Origin of the sequence: Agrobacterium tumefaciens, assembly GCA_025560025.1 — a bacterium.
Taxonomy (GTDB): Bacteria; Pseudomonadota; Alphaproteobacteria; order Rhizobiales; family Rhizobiaceae; genus Agrobacterium.
Genome location: CP048486.1, coordinates 882,191 through 902,084, shown reverse-complemented (window position 1 = coordinate 902,084; position 19,894 = coordinate 882,191). Strand labels below are relative to the sequence as shown.

18 protein-coding genes and 1 other RNA gene are annotated in these 19,894 nt (G+C 59.7%); 12 read left to right on the top strand and 7 right to left on the bottom strand.

What is annotated here, in order from left to right:
* Positions 1-52: 52 nt before the first annotated feature.
* A complete protein-coding gene (locus FY152_18145; protein UXS34074.1) occupies positions 53-1,255 on the bottom strand; it encodes a phosphoglycerate kinase in 1,203 nt (400 codons plus the stop codon).
* A 67-nt stretch (positions 1,256-1,322) separates the two neighbouring features.
* The gene (locus FY152_18140; GenBank protein ID UXS34073.1) at positions 1,323-3,188 is read right to left on the bottom strand and encodes a potassium/proton antiporter; all 1,866 of its coding nucleotides are present in this window, start codon (positions 3,186-3,188) and stop codon (positions 1,323-1,325) included.
* A 401-nt stretch (positions 3,189-3,589) separates the two neighbouring features.
* Here FY152_18140 and FY152_18135 point away from each other — a divergent pair, with 401 nt between their 5' ends.
* A complete protein-coding gene (locus FY152_18135; protein UXS34072.1) occupies positions 3,590-3,859 on the top strand; it encodes a hypothetical protein in 270 nt (89 codons plus the stop codon).
* A 190-nt stretch (positions 3,860-4,049) separates the two neighbouring features.
* Here FY152_18135 and gap read toward each other — a convergent pair whose 3' ends face one another.
* Both gap and tkt read right to left on the bottom strand, forming a co-directional pair.
* A complete protein-coding gene (gene gap / locus FY152_18130) occupies positions 4,050-5,060 on the bottom strand; it encodes a type I glyceraldehyde-3-phosphate dehydrogenase (protein ID UXS34071.1) in 1,011 nt (336 codons plus the stop codon).
* A 62-nt stretch (positions 5,061-5,122) separates the two neighbouring features.
* Positions 5,123-7,105 carry a transketolase gene (gene tkt, locus FY152_18125; protein ID UXS34070.1) on the bottom strand — a complete coding sequence of 661 codons (1,983 nt, stop codon included), beginning with the start codon at positions 7,103-7,105 and terminating at the stop codon, positions 5,123-5,125.
* A 324-nt stretch (positions 7,106-7,429) separates the two neighbouring features.
* Between tkt and FY152_18120 the strand changes: the two genes are divergently transcribed.
* The 7 genes from FY152_18120 (at position 7,430) to FY152_18090 (ending at position 12,306) form a co-directional block, all read left to right on the top strand.
* Positions 7,430-7,702 (top strand): DUF4164 domain-containing protein, encoded by a 273-nt coding sequence (locus tag FY152_18120; protein ID UXS34069.1) that lies wholly within the window; start codon positions 7,430-7,432, stop codon positions 7,700-7,702.
* 10 nt (positions 7,703-7,712) lie between these two features.
* Positions 7,713-8,090 (top strand): cell division protein ZapA, encoded by a 378-nt coding sequence (locus FY152_18115; protein UXS34068.1) that lies wholly within the window; start codon positions 7,713-7,715, stop codon positions 8,088-8,090.
* Positions 8,091-8,169: 79 nt separating this feature from the next.
* Positions 8,170-8,328: non-coding RNA, 6S RNA (gene ssrS, locus FY152_18110), on the top strand.
* A 228-nt stretch (positions 8,329-8,556) separates the two neighbouring features.
* On the top strand, positions 8,557-9,819 hold the full coding sequence (locus tag FY152_18105) for an HlyC/CorC family transporter (protein ID UXS35104.1): 1,263 nt from the start codon (positions 8,557-8,559) through the stop codon (positions 9,817-9,819).
* Positions 9,819-10,424: a 5-formyltetrahydrofolate cyclo-ligase gene (locus FY152_18100; GenBank protein ID UXS34067.1), complete on the top strand. Its 606-nt coding sequence runs from the start codon at positions 9,819-9,821 to the stop codon at positions 10,422-10,424. Before FY152_18105 ends, FY152_18100 begins: the two co-directional genes overlap by 1 nt.
* 82 nt (positions 10,425-10,506) lie before the next feature.
* The gene (locus FY152_18095; protein UXS34066.1) at positions 10,507-11,331 is read left to right on the top strand and encodes a TIGR00282 family metallophosphoesterase; all 825 of its coding nucleotides are present in this window, start codon (positions 10,507-10,509) and stop codon (positions 11,329-11,331) included.
* A 117-nt stretch (positions 11,332-11,448) separates the two neighbouring features.
* Positions 11,449-12,306, top strand: a complete 858-nt coding sequence (locus tag FY152_18090) for an MBL fold metallo-hydrolase (GenBank protein UXS34065.1) — start codon at positions 11,449-11,451, stop codon at positions 12,304-12,306.
* A 33-nt stretch (positions 12,307-12,339) separates the two neighbouring features.
* Here FY152_18090 and FY152_18085 read toward each other — a convergent pair whose 3' ends face one another.
* Entirely contained in the window at positions 12,340-12,843 is a 504-nt protein-coding gene (locus FY152_18085; GenBank protein UXS34064.1) for a pyridoxamine 5'-phosphate oxidase family protein, read from the bottom strand.
* Positions 12,844-13,042: 199 nt separating this feature from the next.
* Here FY152_18085 and FY152_18080 point away from each other — a divergent pair, with 199 nt between their 5' ends.
* Positions 13,043-13,789: a YebC/PmpR family DNA-binding transcriptional regulator gene (locus FY152_18080; protein UXS34063.1), complete on the top strand. Its 747-nt coding sequence runs from the start codon at positions 13,043-13,045 to the stop codon at positions 13,787-13,789.
* A 55-nt stretch (positions 13,790-13,844) separates the two neighbouring features.
* On the opposite strand, the gene FY152_18075 is transcribed toward FY152_18080, so the two are convergent.
* Positions 13,845-14,846, bottom strand: coding sequence for an LLM class flavin-dependent oxidoreductase (locus FY152_18075; protein UXS34062.1), 1,002 nt, complete (start codon positions 14,844-14,846; stop codon positions 13,845-13,847).
* 131 nt (positions 14,847-14,977) lie between these two features.
* Positions 14,978-17,287 carry a methyl-accepting chemotaxis protein gene (locus tag FY152_18070; protein ID UXS35103.1) on the bottom strand — a complete coding sequence of 770 codons (2,310 nt, stop codon included), beginning with the start codon at positions 17,285-17,287 and terminating at the stop codon, positions 14,978-14,980.
* 248 nt (positions 17,288-17,535) lie between these two features.
* Here FY152_18070 and ruvC point away from each other — a divergent pair, with 248 nt between their 5' ends.
* From ruvC to ruvB, 3 genes are all read left to right on the top strand, one after another.
* Positions 17,536-18,048 carry a crossover junction endodeoxyribonuclease RuvC gene (gene ruvC / locus FY152_18065; protein ID UXS34061.1) on the top strand — a complete coding sequence of 171 codons (513 nt, stop codon included), beginning with the start codon at positions 17,536-17,538 and terminating at the stop codon, positions 18,046-18,048.
* A 29-nt stretch (positions 18,049-18,077) separates the two neighbouring features.
* Entirely contained in the window at positions 18,078-18,695 is a 618-nt protein-coding gene (gene ruvA / locus FY152_18060; GenBank protein UXS34060.1) for a Holliday junction branch migration protein RuvA, read from the top strand.
* 126 nt (positions 18,696-18,821) lie between these two features.
* Positions 18,822-19,862 carry a Holliday junction branch migration DNA helicase RuvB gene (gene ruvB, locus FY152_18055; protein UXS34059.1) on the top strand — a complete coding sequence of 347 codons (1,041 nt, stop codon included), beginning with the start codon at positions 18,822-18,824 and terminating at the stop codon, positions 19,860-19,862.
* The last annotated feature ends 32 nt before the right edge of the window (positions 19,863-19,894 follow it).

Sequence of the window (19,894 nt, the reverse complement as noted above, 5' to 3'; positions counted from 1 at the left end):
AGGCCGGACAAGCATGGCTTGTCCGGCCTTGTGTCAGGCAAGTAGGATGAGTTTACTTGGCGGCGGTCAGGATGGCAACGCCCGGCAATTCCTTGCCTTCCATCCATTCGAGGAAGGCGCCGCCAGCCGTCGAAACATAGGAGAAATCCTCGGAAACGCCGGCGTGGTTGAGCGCGGCAACGGTGTCGCCGCCGCCAGCGACGGAGACGAGCTTGCCGGCCTTGGTGCATTCCGCCGCGTGTTTTGCGGCAGCCACGGTCGCCGCGTCGAAGGGTTCGATTTCGAAAGCGCCGAGCGGGCCGTTCCAGACCAGCGTTTCGGCGCGGGAAATCCAGGCCTTGATGCTTTCAACCGATTTTGGGCCGACATCGAGAACCATGGCGTCGACGGGAATGGCGTTGATGTCGACAATTTCATTGGCCGCACCGGCCTTGAATTCGCGGGCGACGACGCCGTCTTCCGGCAGCACGATGGCGCAGCCGGATGTCGCTGCCTCGATCATGATCTGCTTCGCAGTCTCGGCGAGATCATGCTCACAGAGCGATTTGCCGACCTGTGCGCCGCGGGCGGCGAGGAAGGTGTTGGCCATGCCGCCGCCGATGACCAAGGCATCGACCTTCTTGACGAGGTTCATCAGCAGATCGATCTTGCTCGAAACCTTGGCGCCGCCGACGATGGCAACGACCGGACGCACCGGCTGGCCGAGGCCCTTTTCCAGAGCCTCAAGCTCGGCCTGCATGGTGCGGCCGGCATAGGCGGGCAGGTGGCGTGCAAGGCCTTCGGTGGAAGCGTGGGCGCGGTGGGCGGCGGAGAAGGCGTCGTTCACATAGATATCGCCATTGGCCGCCAGAGCTTCGACGAAGGCCGGATCGTTCTTTTCTTCGCCCTTGTGGAAACGGGTGTTTTCCAGAAGCAGGATATCGCCATCGTTCAGTTTAGCGACGGCGTCCGCCGCCGGTGCGCCGATGCAGTCGGCTGCGAAGGAAACGGCGTGATCGAGCACTTCCTCGACGGCAGGCACGATCTGGGAAAGCGACATGTCGGCGACAGGTTCGCCCTTCGGACGGCCGAAATGGGCAAGCAGAATGACTTTCGCGCCCTTGGAGGAGAGTTCCAGAATGGTTGGCGCAACGCGTTCGATACGGGTTGCGTCCGTCACCTTGCCATCTGCGACCGGCACGTTGAGATCAACGCGGACGAGAACGCGCTTTCCGGCAATGTCGTTGAGGTCGTCGAGGGTCTTGAAAGCGGGCATAGGTCGATCCTGATTTGTTGCGAGTTCGGCACGGACCATACTATGCCTGATTGACGACGCAAGCCGGTCAGGCCTCATTTTCTCTCACTGTATTCGCAGCGGCGGGGGCGCTTTCTTCAATGCTGGCGGAGCGTGGCTGGCGCTTCTCTGCCAGATGGTTGCGTACACGGTTGAGGATTTCTGAAAAGCTGATGAAGATGGGCAGGCTGGTGGCCGGCTCCACCGGCTCGAGGGAGATGCCCACACCCGTTATCGCCTCGTGCTCGTCCAGTGTGCGAACGATCAGCACGATGGAGCCAAGGCGCACGCGGTCGGCGTAGTCGGCCTTTCCGGCAAGGCGCGCCTCGATGAGTTCCGCGACGCTCATCGCCTGCTCGGCGGGCGAAAGCAGGCCGGGGCCATAGGCTGCGTCCAGTTCCTTTGCCGGGCGGGCGGGCGAGATCGCGAAAGTGCCGAAGAAATCGGCGTCGTCATCGGCAACCGGCAGGGCGCTGGCGAACAGCCGGTCGATCAGGCGGGAATAGCCGGGCGCGATGAAGAGGTAGACGAGATCGTTCTCCCGCAGCCGCCCGGCATATTGGTAGCGGATCGATTTGCCGTCGCGCACCACCAGCGAAGGCATGGCCCAGCGCGGAATGCGCTCGCCCTGCATGATGGCGCTACCCTTGGCGACCCGGTAGGAGATCAGTTCGTGATTGGCAGTGCCGGGTAGATCGACTTCCAGCTTGTCCACCTCGCCCATGCGCGGCGGCACGATCAGTCCGAGTTTCGTCGCTACCGGCTTGATGGTCCAGCCCTGCACCAGCAGCGACACCAGCACGATGATGAAGGCGGCGTTGAAATAGATCTGCGCATCATCAAGCCCGCCGAGAATGGGCATGATGGCGAGCAGGATGGAAACCGCGCCGCGCAGGCCCACCCAGGCCACGAAGGATGTTTCCTGCTGTGTATAGTTGAAGGGCATGAGGCTGAGCCATACCGCGAGCGGGCGGGCGACGAAGATCAGGAAAAGCGCGAGCAGCACGGCCGGAATGGCGATTGCCGGAAATTGCGACGGGGTGGCGAGCAGGCCGAGCATCAGGAACATGATGATCTGGGCAAGCCAGGTCAGGCCCTCATGGAAACGGCGAATGGTTTCCTTGGCGAAGATCCGGCGGTTGCCGGCAACGATGCCTGCCACATAGACCGCCAGAAAACCGCTGCCGCCAATTGTGCCGGTGAAGGAGAAGACGAGCAGCGCCAGCGCCAGCACGAAGATCGGCGCAAGCCCGCGGTCGGCGGCGAACCGATTGACGACGGTGGCGATCATGACGCCGCCGAGCAGGCCGAAGATCACGCCAAGCCCCATCTGCTCAATGAAAAGCAGCAGAAAGCCGCTATCGATGCCGGCCAGCCCCTGGCCCTTGGCGATGATTTCGACCAGGGCGATGGTAAGGAAGATCGCCATCGGATCGTTGGTGCCGGATTCGACTTCCAGCGTCGAACGCACCTGATCGCGGATATGGATGCCGCCGATGCGCAGCAGGAAGAACACGGCCGCCGCATCCGTGGAGGCGACGATGGCGCCGAGCAGCAGGCCTTCCAACCAGGAAAGCCCGAGCAGCAGGGCCGCCGCGCCGGCAAAAAAGACGGATGTGAGGATGACGCCGACTGTGGCGAGAGCGACGGCGGGTGCTGCGGAAAGCCGGAAGGACTGGATGGACGTGCCGAACCCGGAATCGAAGAGGATAACGGCAAGCACGAGCGAGCCAAGCATATAGGCCAGCGGATTGTTGGTAAATTCGATGCCGAGGCCATCCACACCAGCCCCAAGGCCGATCATCAGGAAAAGCAGAAGGAGGGGCGCGCCGAACCGGAAGGCGATAAGGCTCGAAAAGGCGGCGACGAGAACCAGAACAGTTGCCACCAGCAACAGAATATAAAATGATTCCACGTCCACCGCCTCATTCAAACCGCGTTGATAGACCGCAACCCGTGGCGCAATGAATGCTCTGCGCGTCTGCAGTCAATGCGCCACGGGTTGCGGTCTGTCAGCGCTGTTTCTGCTGGCGTTGAAAGGCGACGCAAGGCGGGGTGTATCGAATGATACGGCAGGGCCGAAGTGCATTGCGCACGACCGTTATCCCTGTTCTTCTTGTCCGTTTCAAAATGGACCAGACAAAGGCAGGAAATGGGAATTTTTTCGGCGTATGAGCGAAAAAATCCAAGGCGCGCAACGCGAAATATGCTCCGCCGAAACAATTCAGGCGCCCGGGTTTCGACGTAACATAGAGACAATGCAGCGGCGTTATTTCTCTCGTCCGAATTGCTTTTCAACACTACCGGAGCGATCGGATGAAGCGGATAAATATTACTGGATTTATTATGGTGCTGGTGGCGGGCTCGATAGTTTCGGGTTGCTCAAGCACGGAACAGACGGCCGAAAATATGGCTGCTCAACGCGAGCGTTGTCGCGTCTTTGGCTACCCTGAAGGTTCTCGGGATTTTGCCGACTGCATGATGAAGCTCTCCATGCAGCAAAGTGATTTGCGGCAACAGACTTTCGATACGATCTGGAGCAGCGCCGGGAATTCCGGCCCGGTCATTATCAACAACAGAAAATGACGGATGCGCGTGCCCCGTACTGGTTGAGGGACGGCCGCATCGTCTCTCCGCCGGTGATTGTTTCGATCCGAAGCGCCCCGCCTTGCTTCTGGATCGATGCCGGCGGGATCCCTCATTCCCGCCGGCATTTTTCAGGCAAACAAAAACCGGCAGGATCGCTCCTGCCGGTTTTTACGAAAGTGATATTTGCTTAGATGGTCTTCGCGAAGGCGACGGCCGTATCCGACATGCGGTTGGAGAAGCCCCACTCATTGTCGTACCAGGACAGGACGCGCACGAACTTGCCTTCCATGACCTTGGTCTGGTCGATCGCGAAGATCGAGGAATGGCTGTCATGGTTGAAGTCGCGGGAAACCAGCGGCTCTTCGGTATAGCCGAGAATGCCCTTCAGCTTGCCGTTGGAAGCGGACTTGATCGCTTCGTTGATTTCCTCAACCGTCGTGTCGCGCTTGGCGATGAACTTGAAGTCGACAACCGAAACGTTCGGGGTCGGAACGCGGATCGACGTGCCGTCCAGCTTGCCCTTGAGGTGCGGCAGAACGAGGCCAACGGCCTTGGCTGCACCGGTCGAGGTCGGGATCATGGACAGGGCTGCGGCGCGGGCGCGGTACAGATCCTTGTGCATGGTGTCCAGCGTCGGCTGATCGCCCGTATAGGAGTGGATCGTGGTCATGAAACCATGGTCGATGCCAACGACGTCATCGAGAACCTTCACAACCGGCACGAGGCAGTTGGTGGTGCAGGATGCGTTGGAAATGACCAGGTGGTCCTTCGTCAGCTGGTCGTCATTGACGCCGAAGACGACCGTGAGGTCTGCACCGTCAGCCGGAGCGGACACGATGACGCGCTTTGCGCCGGCGGTCAGGTGCGCGGCAGCCTTGTCGCGGGCGGTGAAGATGCCCGTGCATTCGAGCGCGATATCCACGCCGAGTTCCTTGTGCGGCAGCGTTGCGGGATCGCGAACAGCCGTCACCTTGATCGGCTTGCCGCCGCCAACGATGATCGTGTCGCCTTCGACCTTCACCTCGGCCGGGAACTTGCCGTGGATCGAATCGTAGCGCAGCAGGTGCGCGTTGGTTTCAACCGGGCCGAGGTCGTTGATGGCAACGACTTCGATATCGGTGCGGCCGGATTCGACGATGGCGCGCAGAACATTGCGGCCGATGCGGCCGAAGCCGTTAATGGCAACTTTTACAGTCATTTACAGTCTCCCGATCAAGATATGGGCTTGGTCTTTGCTTGAATGGTGAGGGCTTGGGGTCCTCACGCGAGTTTTGCCTCGACTGCGGCGACAACGGCTTCCGCCGTGATGCCGAAGTGCTTGAAGAGATCCTTCGCCGGTGCAGACGCACCGAAGGAATGCATGCCGACGAATGCGCCGTCGGAGCCGATGAAGTAATCCCAGCCCTGGCGGATGGCGGCTTCCACCGCGATCTTGACCGGCGCCTTGCCGATGATGGCGTTGCGATAGGTTTCCGGCTGTTCCTTGAAGAGTTCGAAGCAGGGAACGGAGACGACGCGGGCGGAAACGCCGTTGTCCTTCAGCGTTGCGGCTGCCTTGAGCGCCACTTCGACTTCCGAACCCGATGCGAAGATCGAAACCTTGGCGTCACTGGCGGAGACGAGTTCGTAAGCGCCGTAAGCGGAGAGGTTCTTTTCTTCATATTCCTTGCGCGAGGGCGCAAGGTTCTGGCGGGTAAGCGCTAGAGCAGACGGACGATGCTTCTGCTCGAGAGCCAGCTGCCAGCATTCCGCCGTCTCGGTTTCATCCGCCGGGCGGAAGACGAGAAGGTTCGGAATGGCGCGCAGCGCTGCGATCTGCTCGACCGGCTGGTGGGTCGGGCCGTCTTCGCCAACGCCGATGGAATCATGCGTCAGAACATGGACGACGCGGATACCCATGAGTGCGGCAAGGCGGATCGACGGACGGCAATAATCCGAGAAGATCAGGAAGCCGCCGGCATAGGGAATGAGACCGCCATGCAGGGCGATGCCGTTCATCGCCGCCGCCATGCCGTGCTCGCGGATGCCGTAATGCAGGTAACGACCGGAGAAATCCGTCGGCGTGATGGACTTCATCTGGCTGGTCTTGGTGTTGTTGGACGGCGTCAAGTCAGCTGAACCGCCGATCATTTCCGGCAGGACGCCGTTGATGACTTCGAGCGAGTCTTCCGACGCCTTGCGGGTGGCAACCGTCGGGTTGTTTTCGATGATCTTCTTCTTGAAGGCATCGATGGAGCTGTCGAAGTTGCCGGGCAGGTCGCCGGCGAAACGGCGCTTGAACTCGGCCTTCTTGCCGGCTTCAGCGGCTTCGAGGCGGGCTTCCCAGTCCTGGCGGGTCTTGGTGGAGCGCAGGCCGGCGAGACGCCATGCATCCAGCACGTCTTCCGGAATGACGAAAGCTTCGGCTTCCCAGTTGAGGCTCTTGCGCGCAGCGGCGATTTCTTCGGCGCCGAGCGGGTTGCCATGAACCTTGTGGGTGCCCTGCTTGTTGGGCGCGCCGAAACCGATCACGGTCTTGCAGGCGATGAAGGTCGGGCGGTCGGATTTCTGCGCGGCTTCGATGGCGGCTGCAATCGCGTCCGGATCGTGGCCGTCGACGCGGATTGTGTTCCAGTGAACGGCGTTGAAGCGGGCGATCTGGTCGGTGCTGTCGGAAAGACCCACCTCACCGTCGATGGTGATGTTGTTGTCATCCCAGAACAGAACGAGCTTGTTGAGCTTCAGGTGGCCGGCAAGCGCGATGGCTTCGTGGCTGATGCCTTCCATGAGGCAGCCGTCACCGCACAGCACGTAAGTGAAGTGGCTCTGCAGGTCGGAGCCGAACTCCTCTTCCAGCTTGCGTTCGGCGATTGCCATGCCGACGGCGTTGGCGATGCCCTGGCCGAGCGGACCGGTGGTCGTCTCGATGCCCGTGGCGTGGCCATATTCCGGATGGCCGGCGGTCTTGGACCCGAATTGACGGAAGCGCTTGATCTCGTCGATCGTCATATCCTCGTAGCCCGTCAAATAGAGCAGCGAGTAAAGAAGCATCGAACCATGACCCGCCGACAGCACGAAGCGGTCGCGATCCGCCCACAGCGGAGCCTTGGGATCGAATTTCAGGTAACGGGTGAAGAGAACGGTGGCGACATCAGCGGCGCCCATCGGCAGACCGGGATGGCCGGAATTGGCCTTCTCCACTGCATCCATGGCAAGAAAGCGGATCGCATTTGCCATCCGGTTGTGTTTGTCGCGAGAAATCATGGCTTTTCCGTCTGTTTCCGGGTGAAAGGAGATAGTTTTACGCAACTATCCAAAAAGCGGGTTGATCCATAGCAGGTGAGGCAGGCAAGTCAATAAATCCACGGGCGTTTGCGGTTCTGTCGAAGATAAAAATCGTTTAGAAAATCGGGTGTCCGGACAAAATCTGCGCGATATGTGCCGAGGCTTCCTCGTTCATCCACAGAGCAAAACGCCTCAATGCACTGGTTTGATTGACTGGATGATAAATCGGGTAATAACCTCGTGATTGTTGAAAAGGCCTGAAACCGGACGATTCGGCCGGTTGCTTGCAAGTTGGAAAAAACGATGTCGGCTGAGAAGACCGTACAATCTGCGCTGACGGAGCTGAGTGCTGCCATCACAAATCTCGAAAATGCCATCGATATGCGTATCGAACGGCAAAGGGAGACGGGCGAGATCGATAACGAGGTCAAGCGGGTCCATGTCGACCGCGCCAGGCTCGCGCATGAGCTTGATCAGGCCGAATTTCGCGCCAACCGTCTTGAGGAAGTCAACCGCGAGGTTTCCCGCCGTCTGGTGACGGCGATGGAGACGATCCGCGCGGTGCTGGATCGATAGGAGCGGTTTCATGGCGCAAGTTACTGTTATGATCGACGGCAAGGCCTATCGCATGGCGTGCGAAGCGGGACAGGAAGACCACCTGACCGATCTTGCCACCCGCTTTGACCGTTACGTCGGACATCTCAAGAGCCAGTTCGGCGAAATCGGCGATCTCAGGCTCACCGTCATGGCGGGCATCATGGTGATGGACGAGCTTTCCGAGATCAATCGCAAGCTCGAGAAACTGGAGGGCGAAGTCACCTCCCTTTCCCGCAACCGCGACGGCATGGCCGAGCACAGGGCGAAATCGGACGAGATGGTGGCGCTCGCCATCGGCGATCTGGCCGACCGCCTGAACGGCATTACGGAAAAATTGCTGGCGCGGCCGAAGCCTGCGGCGCATTGATCGCCAGAGAAGCTTTGCGCCGGCAAAATTTCGCTGCCGGCCCTCTGGTGGTTTGGTTCGATACGTCTTATATCTGTAGCGCGTTCTGCGCTTCCCGACAGGAACCACAATCCCTGGGGCCATACTCGATCCAAAGGGAGCTGTCCCTGGCCAGTCCCGTGGGGCTGGACACACGGTGCCCACCTACTTTTGTAGGCACCCAGGATCGTAAATCTCCATCGGTCGCCGTGGATCGCGCTTGAAGTTCCGGGTTAACCCCGGCTCTTCCCTGACCCTGATATAGTCGACAGTTATTTTCATTGCTGCCGGGCTCGGCTTTTTTATCCCGCCATCATTGCATTGGCGGAACAATTCCCTATTATCCGGATTGGTATGTCTGTCATGCCCTTTTACAGAAAGGGCGCTGCGGCCAAAACCGCGACGTGCCGTTCAACAGCCCAAAGAGCTAAACTTGTTTACTGAAATTATGATCGTGGTTCTGCTCACCGTATTGAACGGTGTGCTTGCCATGTCCGAGCTTGCCGTTGTCTCCTCCAGACCGGCGAGGCTCAAGGTGCTTGCCTCCCAGGGCAGCAAGGGCGCCACAATGGCGCTCAGCCTTTCCGAAAATCCAGGACGCTTCCTTTCCACGGTGCAGATCGGCATCACGCTGGTCGGCGTCCTTTCCGGTGCTTTTTCCGGCGCCACGCTCGGCGCCCGTTTCACTGCCTGGCTTCTGGAACAGGGCATTCCCGACCGCGCCGCCGATGCGCTTGGCGTCGGTTCGGTGGTTGTCGCCATCACCTATCTGTCGCTGATCGTCGGCGAGCTTGTGCCCAAGCAGATCGCGTTGCGCGATCCGGAAAAGGTGGCCGCCCGCGTCGCGCCCACCATGATGCTGCTTTCGAGGGTCGGTGCGCCTCTGGTGTGGCTACTCGACAAATCCGGTAAGACGGTTCTCGCCCTTCTCGGCCATAGCGGCGAGTCCAATGCATCGGTAACCGACGATGAAATTCGCACGGTTCTGGCGGAGGCCCACAGTGCCGGCGTGATCGAGACCGAGGAGTCGGCGATGATCACCAGCGTCATGCGCCTTGCCGACCGTAACGCGCGCGGCCTGATGACGCCGCGCCGCGATGTGGAAGTGGTCGATATCGAAGACAGCGCGGAAGAAATCCGCGTGCAGCTTCGCGAGACGCAGCGTTCCCGTCTGCCCGTGCGCAACGGCGCCTCGGATGAGATTCTGGGCGTGCTTTTCGCCAAGGACGCTTTCGATGCGCTGGCATCCGGAAAAGAACTGAATGTCCGCGAACTTCTGCGTGAAGTTCCTGTGGTCTCGGATCTGACGAGCGCCGTGGACGTCATTCAGTCGCTGCGCCGTTCCACCGTGCATATGGTGCTGGTATACGACGAGTACGGTCACTTCGAAGGTATCGTCAGTTCCGGCGACGTTCTGGAGGCCATCACCGGTGCCTTCCAGGAAGATAATGACGAAGAGCCTGCCATGGTCGAGCGCGAAGACGGTTCGTTCCTCGTTGCCGGCTGGATGCCGGCCGATGAGTTTGCCTATCGCATGGGCTTTCAGATCGACGAGGATGCAGAGTTCGAAACCGTTGCCGGTCTGGTTCTGGACGAATTCCGTCGCCTGCCGGAACTGGGCGAACATGTCACCCGCAACGGCTGGCGTTTCGAGGTTATCGATCTCGACGGACACCGTATCGACAAGGTGCTTGTGAGCCGGGCCGCCTGATGTCCGGCGACATTGCCGAAAAAGCGAGACTGCGCGGCGAAAGGCTTGCCGCGCGCGACGCCCTGACACCGGCCGAGCGGCAGCAGAAGAGCCAGTCTATAACGGCTCACGGTGCCTCTGGCATTCCCTTTGCGCCGGGCACCTTGATTTCCGGCTTTATGCCGATCCGCTCTGAGGTCGATACCCGATTGCTCATGGAAGCGTTGCGGACAAGGGGCGGGCGTCTCGTTCTCCCCGTTGTGCTTGACCGTGAAACCATCGTCTTTCGTGCCTTCGAGGCGGACACGCCGCTGGTGAAGAGCGGCTTCGGCACGACCGGCCCGGGGGAGGGTGCGGCGGTTCTCGATCCGGATATTCTACTCGTGCCGCTATCTGTTTTTGACGGGCAGGGCCAGCGGATCGGTTATGGCGCGGGACACTATGACCGCGCCATTGCGAGATTGCATGGCAAGGGTCGGTTTCCCATTCTCATCGGCGTCGCCTTTGACTGTCAGGAAGTGCCGTCGGTGCCGGCAGAGCCCCACGATGTGCCGCTTCATGCTGTTCTGACGGAGAGCGGCCTGCGCTGGTTTTCCGGCCAGCGGTTGATGCCAGATAATGGGTAAACGGTGCTTTAGCACTTTTTAAAAGACGGATTACCCGCTAGAGGGACGAAATCCAAAGAACATACGCAAAACGGGGCGGTGAATGAGACTTCTTTTTCTCGGAGACATGGTTGGCAAGACCGGACGCACGGCGGTCTGGGACAGGCTGCCGGGGCTGATTTCCGATCTGAAGCTTGATTTCGTCATCGTCAACGGTGAAAACGCCGCCGGCGGTTTCGGCATCACCGAGGATATCTATCTCGAAACCATCAATGCCGGCGCCGATGTGGTGACGACAGGCAATCATGTCTGGGATCAGAAAGAGGCGGTTTCCTTCTGCGAGCGCCACGATCAGTTCCTGCGGCCCGCCAATTATCCCGATGGCACGCCGGGCAAGGGCTCCGGCATCTTTTATGCCCGCAACGGCGCGCGCGTGCTCGTCGCCAACATCATGGGCCGCGTGTTCATGCATCCGGAACTGGACGATCCCTTCAAGTCGGCAGAAAACATTCTCGCTGCCTGCCCGCTGAAAGAGCAGGCTGACGCCATCATTTTCGATTTCCACGCCGAGGCAACCAGCGAAAAACAGTGTTTCGGCCATTTCGTCGATGGGCGCGCAAGCTTCGTTGTCGGCACTCATACCCATGTTCCGACCGCCGACGCGCAGATATTGAACGGCGGAACCGCCTATATGTCGGATGCCGGCATGTGTGGCGATTATGACAGTTCGCTTGGCATGGAGAAGGAAGAGCCGATCAACCGCTTCATTTCCAAAATGCCGAAGGGCCGCTTCGAGGCGGCCAGCGGGCCTGCGACAATCTGCGGCGTGGGAGTCGAGATATCGGATCGCACCGGCCTTGCGGAAAAGATCGCACCGCTGCGCATCGGCCCGAGGCTTGCCGAAACCCTCCCGTCCTTCTGGGCTTAACAGGCCCCCTTGAGACGTTCACAATGACGAGATTGTGAGCGTCCCGCCGTTCTTGAAACTGGACGCCCGGCAAAACCTGTCTCATCCTCTCAACCTTCGCAAGTTCAGGGGAGTGGCATGATGCTGCGTGTGCTTATGCTTGCAATAACGGGTCTGCTCACCTGTGCGGGAGCGACCTTTGCCCAAACGGAAAACCGTCCTCCAGTCAGCCAGTGCCAGGCGATCGCCCGCAACATACCCGGCGTCATGTTCGCGAGCTTCGAACCGCCCCTCAATCAGCCAAGTGTTCAGCTGGCGCAGGCGACGGCGAAGGAAGAGGTGAAGATCAGCTTCATCGGCCATTCCACCTATCTCATCGAAAGCCCCGGCGGCGTGACGATCGCCACCGATTATAACGGCGTTTATCGTCCGCCCGTCACGCCGACTGTGGTGACGATGAACCGGGCTCATTCGACGCATTTCACCCTCAATCCCGACCCGGCGATTCAATATGTATTGCATGGCTGGAGCGATACGCCGGGGGAAAAGGCCGAACACAAGGTTCTCGTGGACGATGTCTATATCCGCAATGTCGCGACCGACATCCGCAACCGCTGGGGCGATTACGAATCCTTTCAGGAAAACGGCAATTCCATCTTCATCTTCGAGGTCGCGGGGCTGTGCATTGGTCATCTCGGCCATTTGCATCATGAGTTGACGGATACGCACTATGCCGAGATAGGCCGTCTGGATGTACTGATGGTGCCTGTTGATGGTGGGCTGACGATGGGCGCCGACAGCATGAGCCGCGTGGTCAAGCGCCTTCGTTCCGCGCTGATCTTGCCGATGCACCGCACCGGTGCGCCGCTGGAGCAGTTTCTCACGATGTTTGGTGCAAGTTTCCGGATTGCCTATGCGAGCGATCCGATCATCCGGGTCTCAATGAGAAATCTTCCCCGCCAGCCGCAGATACTGGTGCCAAAAGGCATGCAATAGAGGGGCCGGCGGGGAATGCGGGGGAGCCCGTTATCAGGCGAAGGCGAGGTGCTGGCGCACGCCGACATCCGGTGTCTTGTCGTCGGACATATTGGCCTTGGCGATTTCCCAGCCGAATTTAAGCGTGCTGTCGGTCGAGGCCCAGATTTCGGCATCGTCAACGTGAAGCGCCAGCATCGTCAATTGCGGATCGGATTTTCCATGTTCGTACCAGGCGGCGGTAACGGAGTTCCAGTATTCCTCGATCTTTGCCTTGTCGTCACGCGCCTCAAGCACACCCGAAAGGCAGGCGTGATAATCATGGTCCTTGCCAACGAGGCAAAAATGCGCCCGCGAACCCGGTTTCAGCGTTTTGACCAGATCGGTATCCTTCTTGGAGAAAAACCATATCGTGTTGGTCTTGGGGTCGGCGTGCGGTGCCATTGGCTGCATATGATTGTGCAGGCCCTCGAGGCCGAGCATGCCGGCATGGACCGAATTGACCTCGTCCCAGAGCTGGCGGGCAGGGGCTTCTCTTGCTTCAGTCAGGCTGACCATGTGCTTCCTCCTTCAGGTTCGCTGCGGCAACCGGGAGGGCTAAAATGTCCGGCTCTTCCGCTTTCATGAACAAAACGAAAAGCGGATAAATCAGTTCCTTATATTCTTGCGGGCAAGAGAAAGCGCTTGCGGGCTTGAACGATGGGCCTATCGCACTTATAAGGCCCGCAATCTCCAAATTACGACAATCAGGTTTTCCATGGCTGGTCATTCACAGTTCAAGAACATCATGCACCGCAAGGGCAAGCAGGACTCCGTACGGTCCAAAATGTTTTCCAAGCTTGCGCGTGAAATCACCGTTGCGGCAAAGACGGGCATGCCCGACCCGAACATGAACCCGCGCCTGCGTCTGGCAATCCAGAACGCCAAGGCCCAGTCCATGCCGAAAGACAATATCGAGCGTGCCATCAAGAAGGCCTCCGGCGCAGACGGAGAAAACTACGATGAAGTCCGTTACGAGGGCTATGGTCCGGGCGGCGTCGCCGTCATCGTCGAGGCCCTGACCGACAACCGTAACCGTACCGCTTCCAACGTGCGCTCCATCTTCACCAAGGCTGGCGGCGCTCTCGGCGAAACCGGTTCCGTATCCTTCTCCTTCGACCGTGTCGGCGAAATCACCTACAAGGCGGAAGTCGGCGATGCCGACAAGGTCATGGAAGCGGCTATCGAGGCGGGTGCCGACGATGTCGAAACCACCGAAGACGGCCATACCATCATCTGCGGTTTCGAAGCGATGAACGAGGTTTCCAAGGCGCTGGAAGGCGTGCTGGGTGAAGCCGAAAGCGTCAAGGCCATCTGGAAGTCGCAGAACACGGTGCCGGTGGATGAGGAAAAGGCGCAGTCTCTGATGAAGCTCATCGACAATCTCGAAGACGATGACGACGTGCAGAACGTCTATTCCAACTTCGAGGTTTCCGAAGAAATTCTCGCCAAGCTTTCCGCCTGACATTTCATATCTTCTAAAAAAGCCCCGGTAGCGTTGTCGCTCCGGGGCTTTTTGTTTAGGCGGCCTTCCTGATGGAGGTCCGAACATCGGCGAAAATCTCCACGGAGCGCAGCCGTTTTTCGATGTCGTGGATCGGCATCGAGACGATCAGCTCGTCCGCCTGTGTCTCGGCGAGGAAACCGTCAAGATGGCGGCTGATCGTTTCGGGCGAGCCGACGGCGGCGAAACGCAATGTATGTTCCACGGAGAAACGCTCCATCTCGTTCCAGTAACCGTCCATGCTGTGCACCGGCTTCGGGAACGGGGTGCGGACATTGCGGCGCAGATTGACGAATTGCTGCTGCGACGAGGTGAAGAGATGTTGCGCCTCCTCGTCCGTATCGGCGCCCACACCCATCACACCCACCATCACATAGGGCTTGTCCAGTACCTCGGAGGGCTGGAAGCGCTCGCGATAGATATGGATCGCCTCCATCAGCATGTCAGGGGCAAAATGTGAGGCGAAGGAATAGGGCAGGCCGAGCGCTGCCGCCAGATGCGCGCTGTAGGTGCTGGAGCCGAGCAGCCACAGCGGCACGTTCGAATTCATGCCGGGCACGGCCAAGATCGCCTGATCCTGCTGCGGTGGACCGAGGTAGCGCTGGAGTTCGATAATATCCTGCGGGAAGTTTTCCGCACCCGCATCGAGGTTGCGGCGTAGTGCCCTTGCCGTCCGCATGTCGGTTCCGGGCGCGCGGCCAAGACCGAGATCGACACGACCGGGCAGCAGCGCTGCAAGCGTGCCGAACTGTTCGGCAATGACAAGCGGGGAATGGTTGGGCAGCATGATGCCACCCGAGCCGACCCGGATATGTTTCGTGGCTGCGCCCACATGGGCGATGACGAGCGAGGTTGCGGCACTGGCAATACCCGGCATCCCATGGTGTTCCGCCAGCCAGATGCGGTTATAGCCATGGTCTTCAGCCTTGATCGCCATGCGGCGGGAATTTTCAAGCGCCTCGCTGACGCTCTCGCCTTCGCCAATGGGCGAAAGGTCGAGAATGGAAAAGGGGATCATCCGACGCTCCTGCAGAAATATAATCTTTGTTGCGGATGTAAGGCGCGTGTCCCGATTTACCAGTGAAGTCGCATAGAATTGATGGATGGTTCAAAAAAATTGGGGCCTCCGAAGAGGCCCCTTTCACTGTCTCAGCCCGCCCGCCGGAATTGCCGGGTTTCACGATACCCTTGCGCATCCTGGTCAGGGGCCAGCACGAATTGTCCGAGCCTGCCATCCATTTCGCCCGCTTCGGAGGCGAGATTGTGGATGGCTGCCGTCGTTTCCTCCACCATGGCGGCGTTCTGCTGGGTCATGGTGTCGAGGCTGGTGACGGTACTGTTGATTTCCGCAAGCGTGTGCGCCTCATCGCGGGTGGATTCCATGATCTCCTCGATGCGGGAACTGATGGTCTGCACATGCTTGCCGATGCCGGTCAGCGAAGCGCCGGCCTTTTCGACCAGCACCACGCCCGCGGAAACCTCGTCGGTCGAGCGCTTCAGCAGGCTGGTGATCTCCTTTGCGGCCGCGGCTGACCTTTGCGCGAGTTCACGCACCTCCTGCGCCACGACGGCAAAACCCTTGCCGGCGTCGCCCGCACGGGCGGCCTCGACACCCGCATTCAAGGCAAGCAGGTTCGTCTGGAAGGCGATTTCGTCGATGACGCCGATGATCTGGTTGATCTGACGCGACGAGGTCTGGATCGCCTCCATGGCGGCGATGGTCTGTTCCATCACGCGGCTCGAGGCCGTGGCTTCCGTGCTGGCATCGCGAGCGATCCTTGTCGCCTGTTCGGCGCGGTCGATCTGGTCACGAACCGCTTCGGTGATCGCCTTGATGGCACTTGCCGTCTCGGTGATGGAGGCAGCCTGACGTTCCGTGCGTTCCGCCAGCTGGTCCGCTCCCACCCGCATTTCTTCCGAGCCACCACGAACGGCGGCGGAATTGCCGCCGATGGCCTGCATCGTTTCGCTGAGTCGGGCAAGCGCCGTATTGAAATTATGGCGCAGGCTTTCGAGATCCTCCGGGAAGACAGTGTCTATGCGATAGGCGAGATTGCCGTTCGCCAGCCGGTCCAGACCTTCATCCAGAGACCGCACGACCATTTGCAGCGTGCCGGCCTCGGCTTCGCGCTCGGCAAGATGCGCGCGTCGCGCCGTTTCGGCTTCCTCCCGCGTGCGCGATGCGGTCTCCTCCATCTCCCGCTGCAGGATGAGCTTTTCGCGGAAACTGCCGAGTGCCTGCGCCATTCGGCCAATCTCGTCGTTGCGGTCTTGATTGCCGATTTCGGCATCCAGCCTGCCAGCCGCCACTTCGCCGGTCAGCCCGGCAAGCTTTTCCAGCGGCGCGAACAGCCGCCGTGCGAAAAAGGCTGTCGCCACGCACATGGCGGCCAGAACGCCAAGGCCGATCACGGCAAGTGTGCCGGCAATCGAGATGGAACCTGCATTCAACTCGCTGCGCAACATGCTTTCGACAGCGAGATATTTTTCACCGGCGAAAGCGAAAGGCCGCGCATAGGCATTGGCCTCGCCATCCGGCCGGTCGATCTTGGCAATCGTCATGCCGGCCGCGTTCAGTGCTTCTCCATGGAAGCCATAGATTACCGGATCGAGACTGACGAGCCTGCCGCCCTCCACGCCCAGAACCTTGCCATCGGCAGAAATGATCGCGGATTTTTCGGAGCTGCCGGCGGCAACGCCTTTTTCGAGTATCTGGCTGAAGATCTCCTGCTTGACGCGGAAGAGGACAATGCCCTTGAACGCGCCGAATTTGACGACCGGAATGCCATAATAAATGCCGGCTTCATTCGTTGCAGCGTCGATCCGCAGGCCGGAAAAACTCGTCTGCGCCACGTCGTTCACGGCTTTTTCGGCGTTGGCGGCTCCGCGGGCAAATGCAGCGCCAAGGCCGCTTTCCGCCCAGGCGCCGCCCGTGATCGTTTCTCCGAAAGCTGGTCCCTTGAGATAAGAGTAATAGACCGTGCCGGCGGGATCGATGAAGAGAACGTCGCTGAACGGTGTTTCCTTCAGATAACCGCCGATATCCGTCTGGGTCTTCTCATGGGTGGAATAATAAAAGCCGCTCGGGTTTTCTGGCTTGATCAGCTTTTCCCTGTCGGTGAAGGGGTTTTCCTTGACGAAGACGCGCTGCAATTCCGCCTTGGCGTCGCCGGAGCTTTTCTGCACGGTGCCCCAGCCGCTGCGCATCGAGACCACGGCCATTTGCAGGGATTCGATCTTGGCGATGGAATCCGCCTGTGTCTTCAGCTGTTCAAGGCGCTCCTGAAGCATGTCGCCGCGGAAGACGAGAATGCTTTCCATGGATTTCGACGCCTGCTCTTCGAGAACGCCGCTGCTGCTTTGATAACCGAGAAGTGTCAGAGCCCCGGTCGAGATCGCCATCAGTGCAAGGAAAATCACCAGCACTTTGGTGGATATGGAATGAAAACGGTTCAGCATGGCTGCTGCAGCCCCCAATGCCGGATCAGTTCCCACGCCAAGCATGAATGGCGCCACCGGATGGCTGATATGGCTTGAATATTATGCTGCGGATCATCATGCCCGCAGCTCCCCTTTTTTGATTTTGTGCGGGAACAATGCGGTACGCGGTTTAAGCAGAGGTAAATGCTGCACTGCAAATTTGATGAATGTTGTCGTTTTGTTCACTTATCACTGGCAGGGTCACAGCCGGAAAGATAAGGTAACTCATGCAAAAGACGATTCGAATCATCGGCATCGACCCCGGATTGCGTCGCACCGGATGGGGTGTCATCGACACTCTTGGCAACAGCCTTCGGTTTGTTGCGTCCGGTACCGTGACATCGGATGGCGATATGGACCTCGCTTCCCGCCTGTGCCAGCTGCATGACGGGCTGGCCGATATCGTGCACAGCCATCAGCCCGACGAGGCGGCGGTGGAGCAGACTTTCGTGAACAAGGATGCGGTGGCCACGCTGAAACTCGGTCAGGCGCGCGGCATCGCCATGCTGGTTCCGGCACGGGCGGGATTGCCTGTTTTTGAATATGCACCGAATGCGGTCAAAAAAGCCGTCATCGGTGTCGGGCACGGCGAAAAGCAGCAAATTCACATGATGCTGAAAATCCTGATGCCGAAGGCCGAATTCAAGGGTAACGATGCAGCGGACGCGCTCGCCATCGCCATCTGCCACGCCCATAATCGCGGCGGTGACAGAATGCGGCGGCTACTGGCGGCCGGTTAATATAAAGTCTCATTGCAGCGGGCGGCATCATGATCGGAAAACTGAAAGGCAGCATCGAGGAAATCGGCGCGGATTACGTGCTGGTGGATGTGCATGGCGTTTGTTATGTCGCCTATTGTTCGGCCCGCACGCTGTCGAAAATCGGCTCCGTCGGGGAGGCGGTGGTGCTGTTCATCGAAACCTATGTGCGCGAGGACCAGCTGAAACTCTTCGGCTTTCTCTCGGCGCTGGAGCGGGAATGGTTCAACCTGTTGCAGAGCGTGCAGGGTGTGGGTTCGAAAGTGGCCTTGGCCGTCCTTTCCACCTTGTCGCCCTCCGAACTGGCCAATGCCATTGCGCTTCAGGACAAGGTGATGATTTCACGTGCGCCCGGTGTGGGGCCGAAAGTGGCGGTGCGCCTCGTGACCGAGCTTCGCAACAAGGCGCCCGCCTTTGCGGGAGAGGCTTCCGCCTCGATAGGATTGAAGCAGGAGCTTGGCGAAGGTGTCGCATCCGCGCCGGTGGCGGATGCCGTTTCCGCACTCACCAATCTCGGCTATTCACGCGATCAGGCGGCCAATGCGGTAGCTGCCGCATTGAAGAATGGCGGGGAGGGCGGCGACAGCGCCAGGCTGATCCGGCTCGGGCTGAAAGAGCTTTCGCGATAGGCTGAACGCAGTACACATGCTGTTCGGGCGCGATATTGAATTTCGTGAAGCGCCTTGATGCGACAGTCATGATATAGCGGCGAAGACCATCTCATGAATTCGGTTTAGAACAATGGAATGCCCTGAATGAGCGATGCGGACAGACTGATTTCTGCGGACAAGCGCGGTGAGGATATCGACACCACCATGCGTCCACAGTCGCTGGACGATTTTACTGGCCAGGCGGAAGCCCGCGCCAATCTTAAGGTGTTCATCGAGGCCGCCAAGAACCGTGGCGAGGCGCTGGATCACGTGCTGTTCGTCGGACCGCCCGGCCTCGGCAAGACCACGCTGGCACAGATCATGGCCAAGGAGCTTGGCGTCAACTTCAAGTCGACATCCGGCCCTGTCATCGCCAAGGCGGGCGATCTTGCCGCACTTCTCACTAATCTCGAGGAGCGCGATGTTCTTTTCATCGATGAAATCCACCGCCTCAACCCGGCGGTGGAAGAAATCCTCTACCCCGCCATGGAGGATTTCCAGCTCGACCTCATCATCGGCGAGGGGCCGGCGGCCCGTTCGGTCAAGATCGATCTTTCCAAATTCACTCTCGTTGCCGCGACCACGCGTCTCGGTTTGCTGACGACGCCGCTGCGCGACCGTTTCGGCATCCCCGTCCGGTTGGCCTTCTACACGGTGGATGAGCTGGAGCTGATCGTCCGGCGCGGCGCGCGGCTGATGGGGCTGAATATGACCGATGAAGGCGCGCGCGAGGTGGCAAGGCGTGCCCGTGGCACGCCGCGCATCGCCGGCCGGCTCTTGCGCCGCGTGCGCGATTTCGCCGAGGTGGCGCGGGCGGAAGCGGTCACGCGTGAGATCGCCGACGAAGCTTTGACGCGGCTGCTGGTCGACAAAATGGGTCTCGACCAGTTGGACATGCGGTATCTCACCATGATCGCCGTCAATTTCGGCGGCGGCCCGGTCGGCATCGAAACCATCGCCGCCGGCCTTTCGGAGCCACGCGATGCGATCGAGGATATTATCGAGCCCTATATGATCCAGCAGGGCTTCATCCAGCGCACACCGCGCGGGCGTATTCTGACCGGGACGGCCTGGAAACATCTGGGAATGCAGCCGCCCAAGGATCTTGAGGCAGCGCAGTTCCGGCTGACGCTGGAGGAGGATTGAGGGAACAAGCCCGGCGTGCCGGCATTTGATCG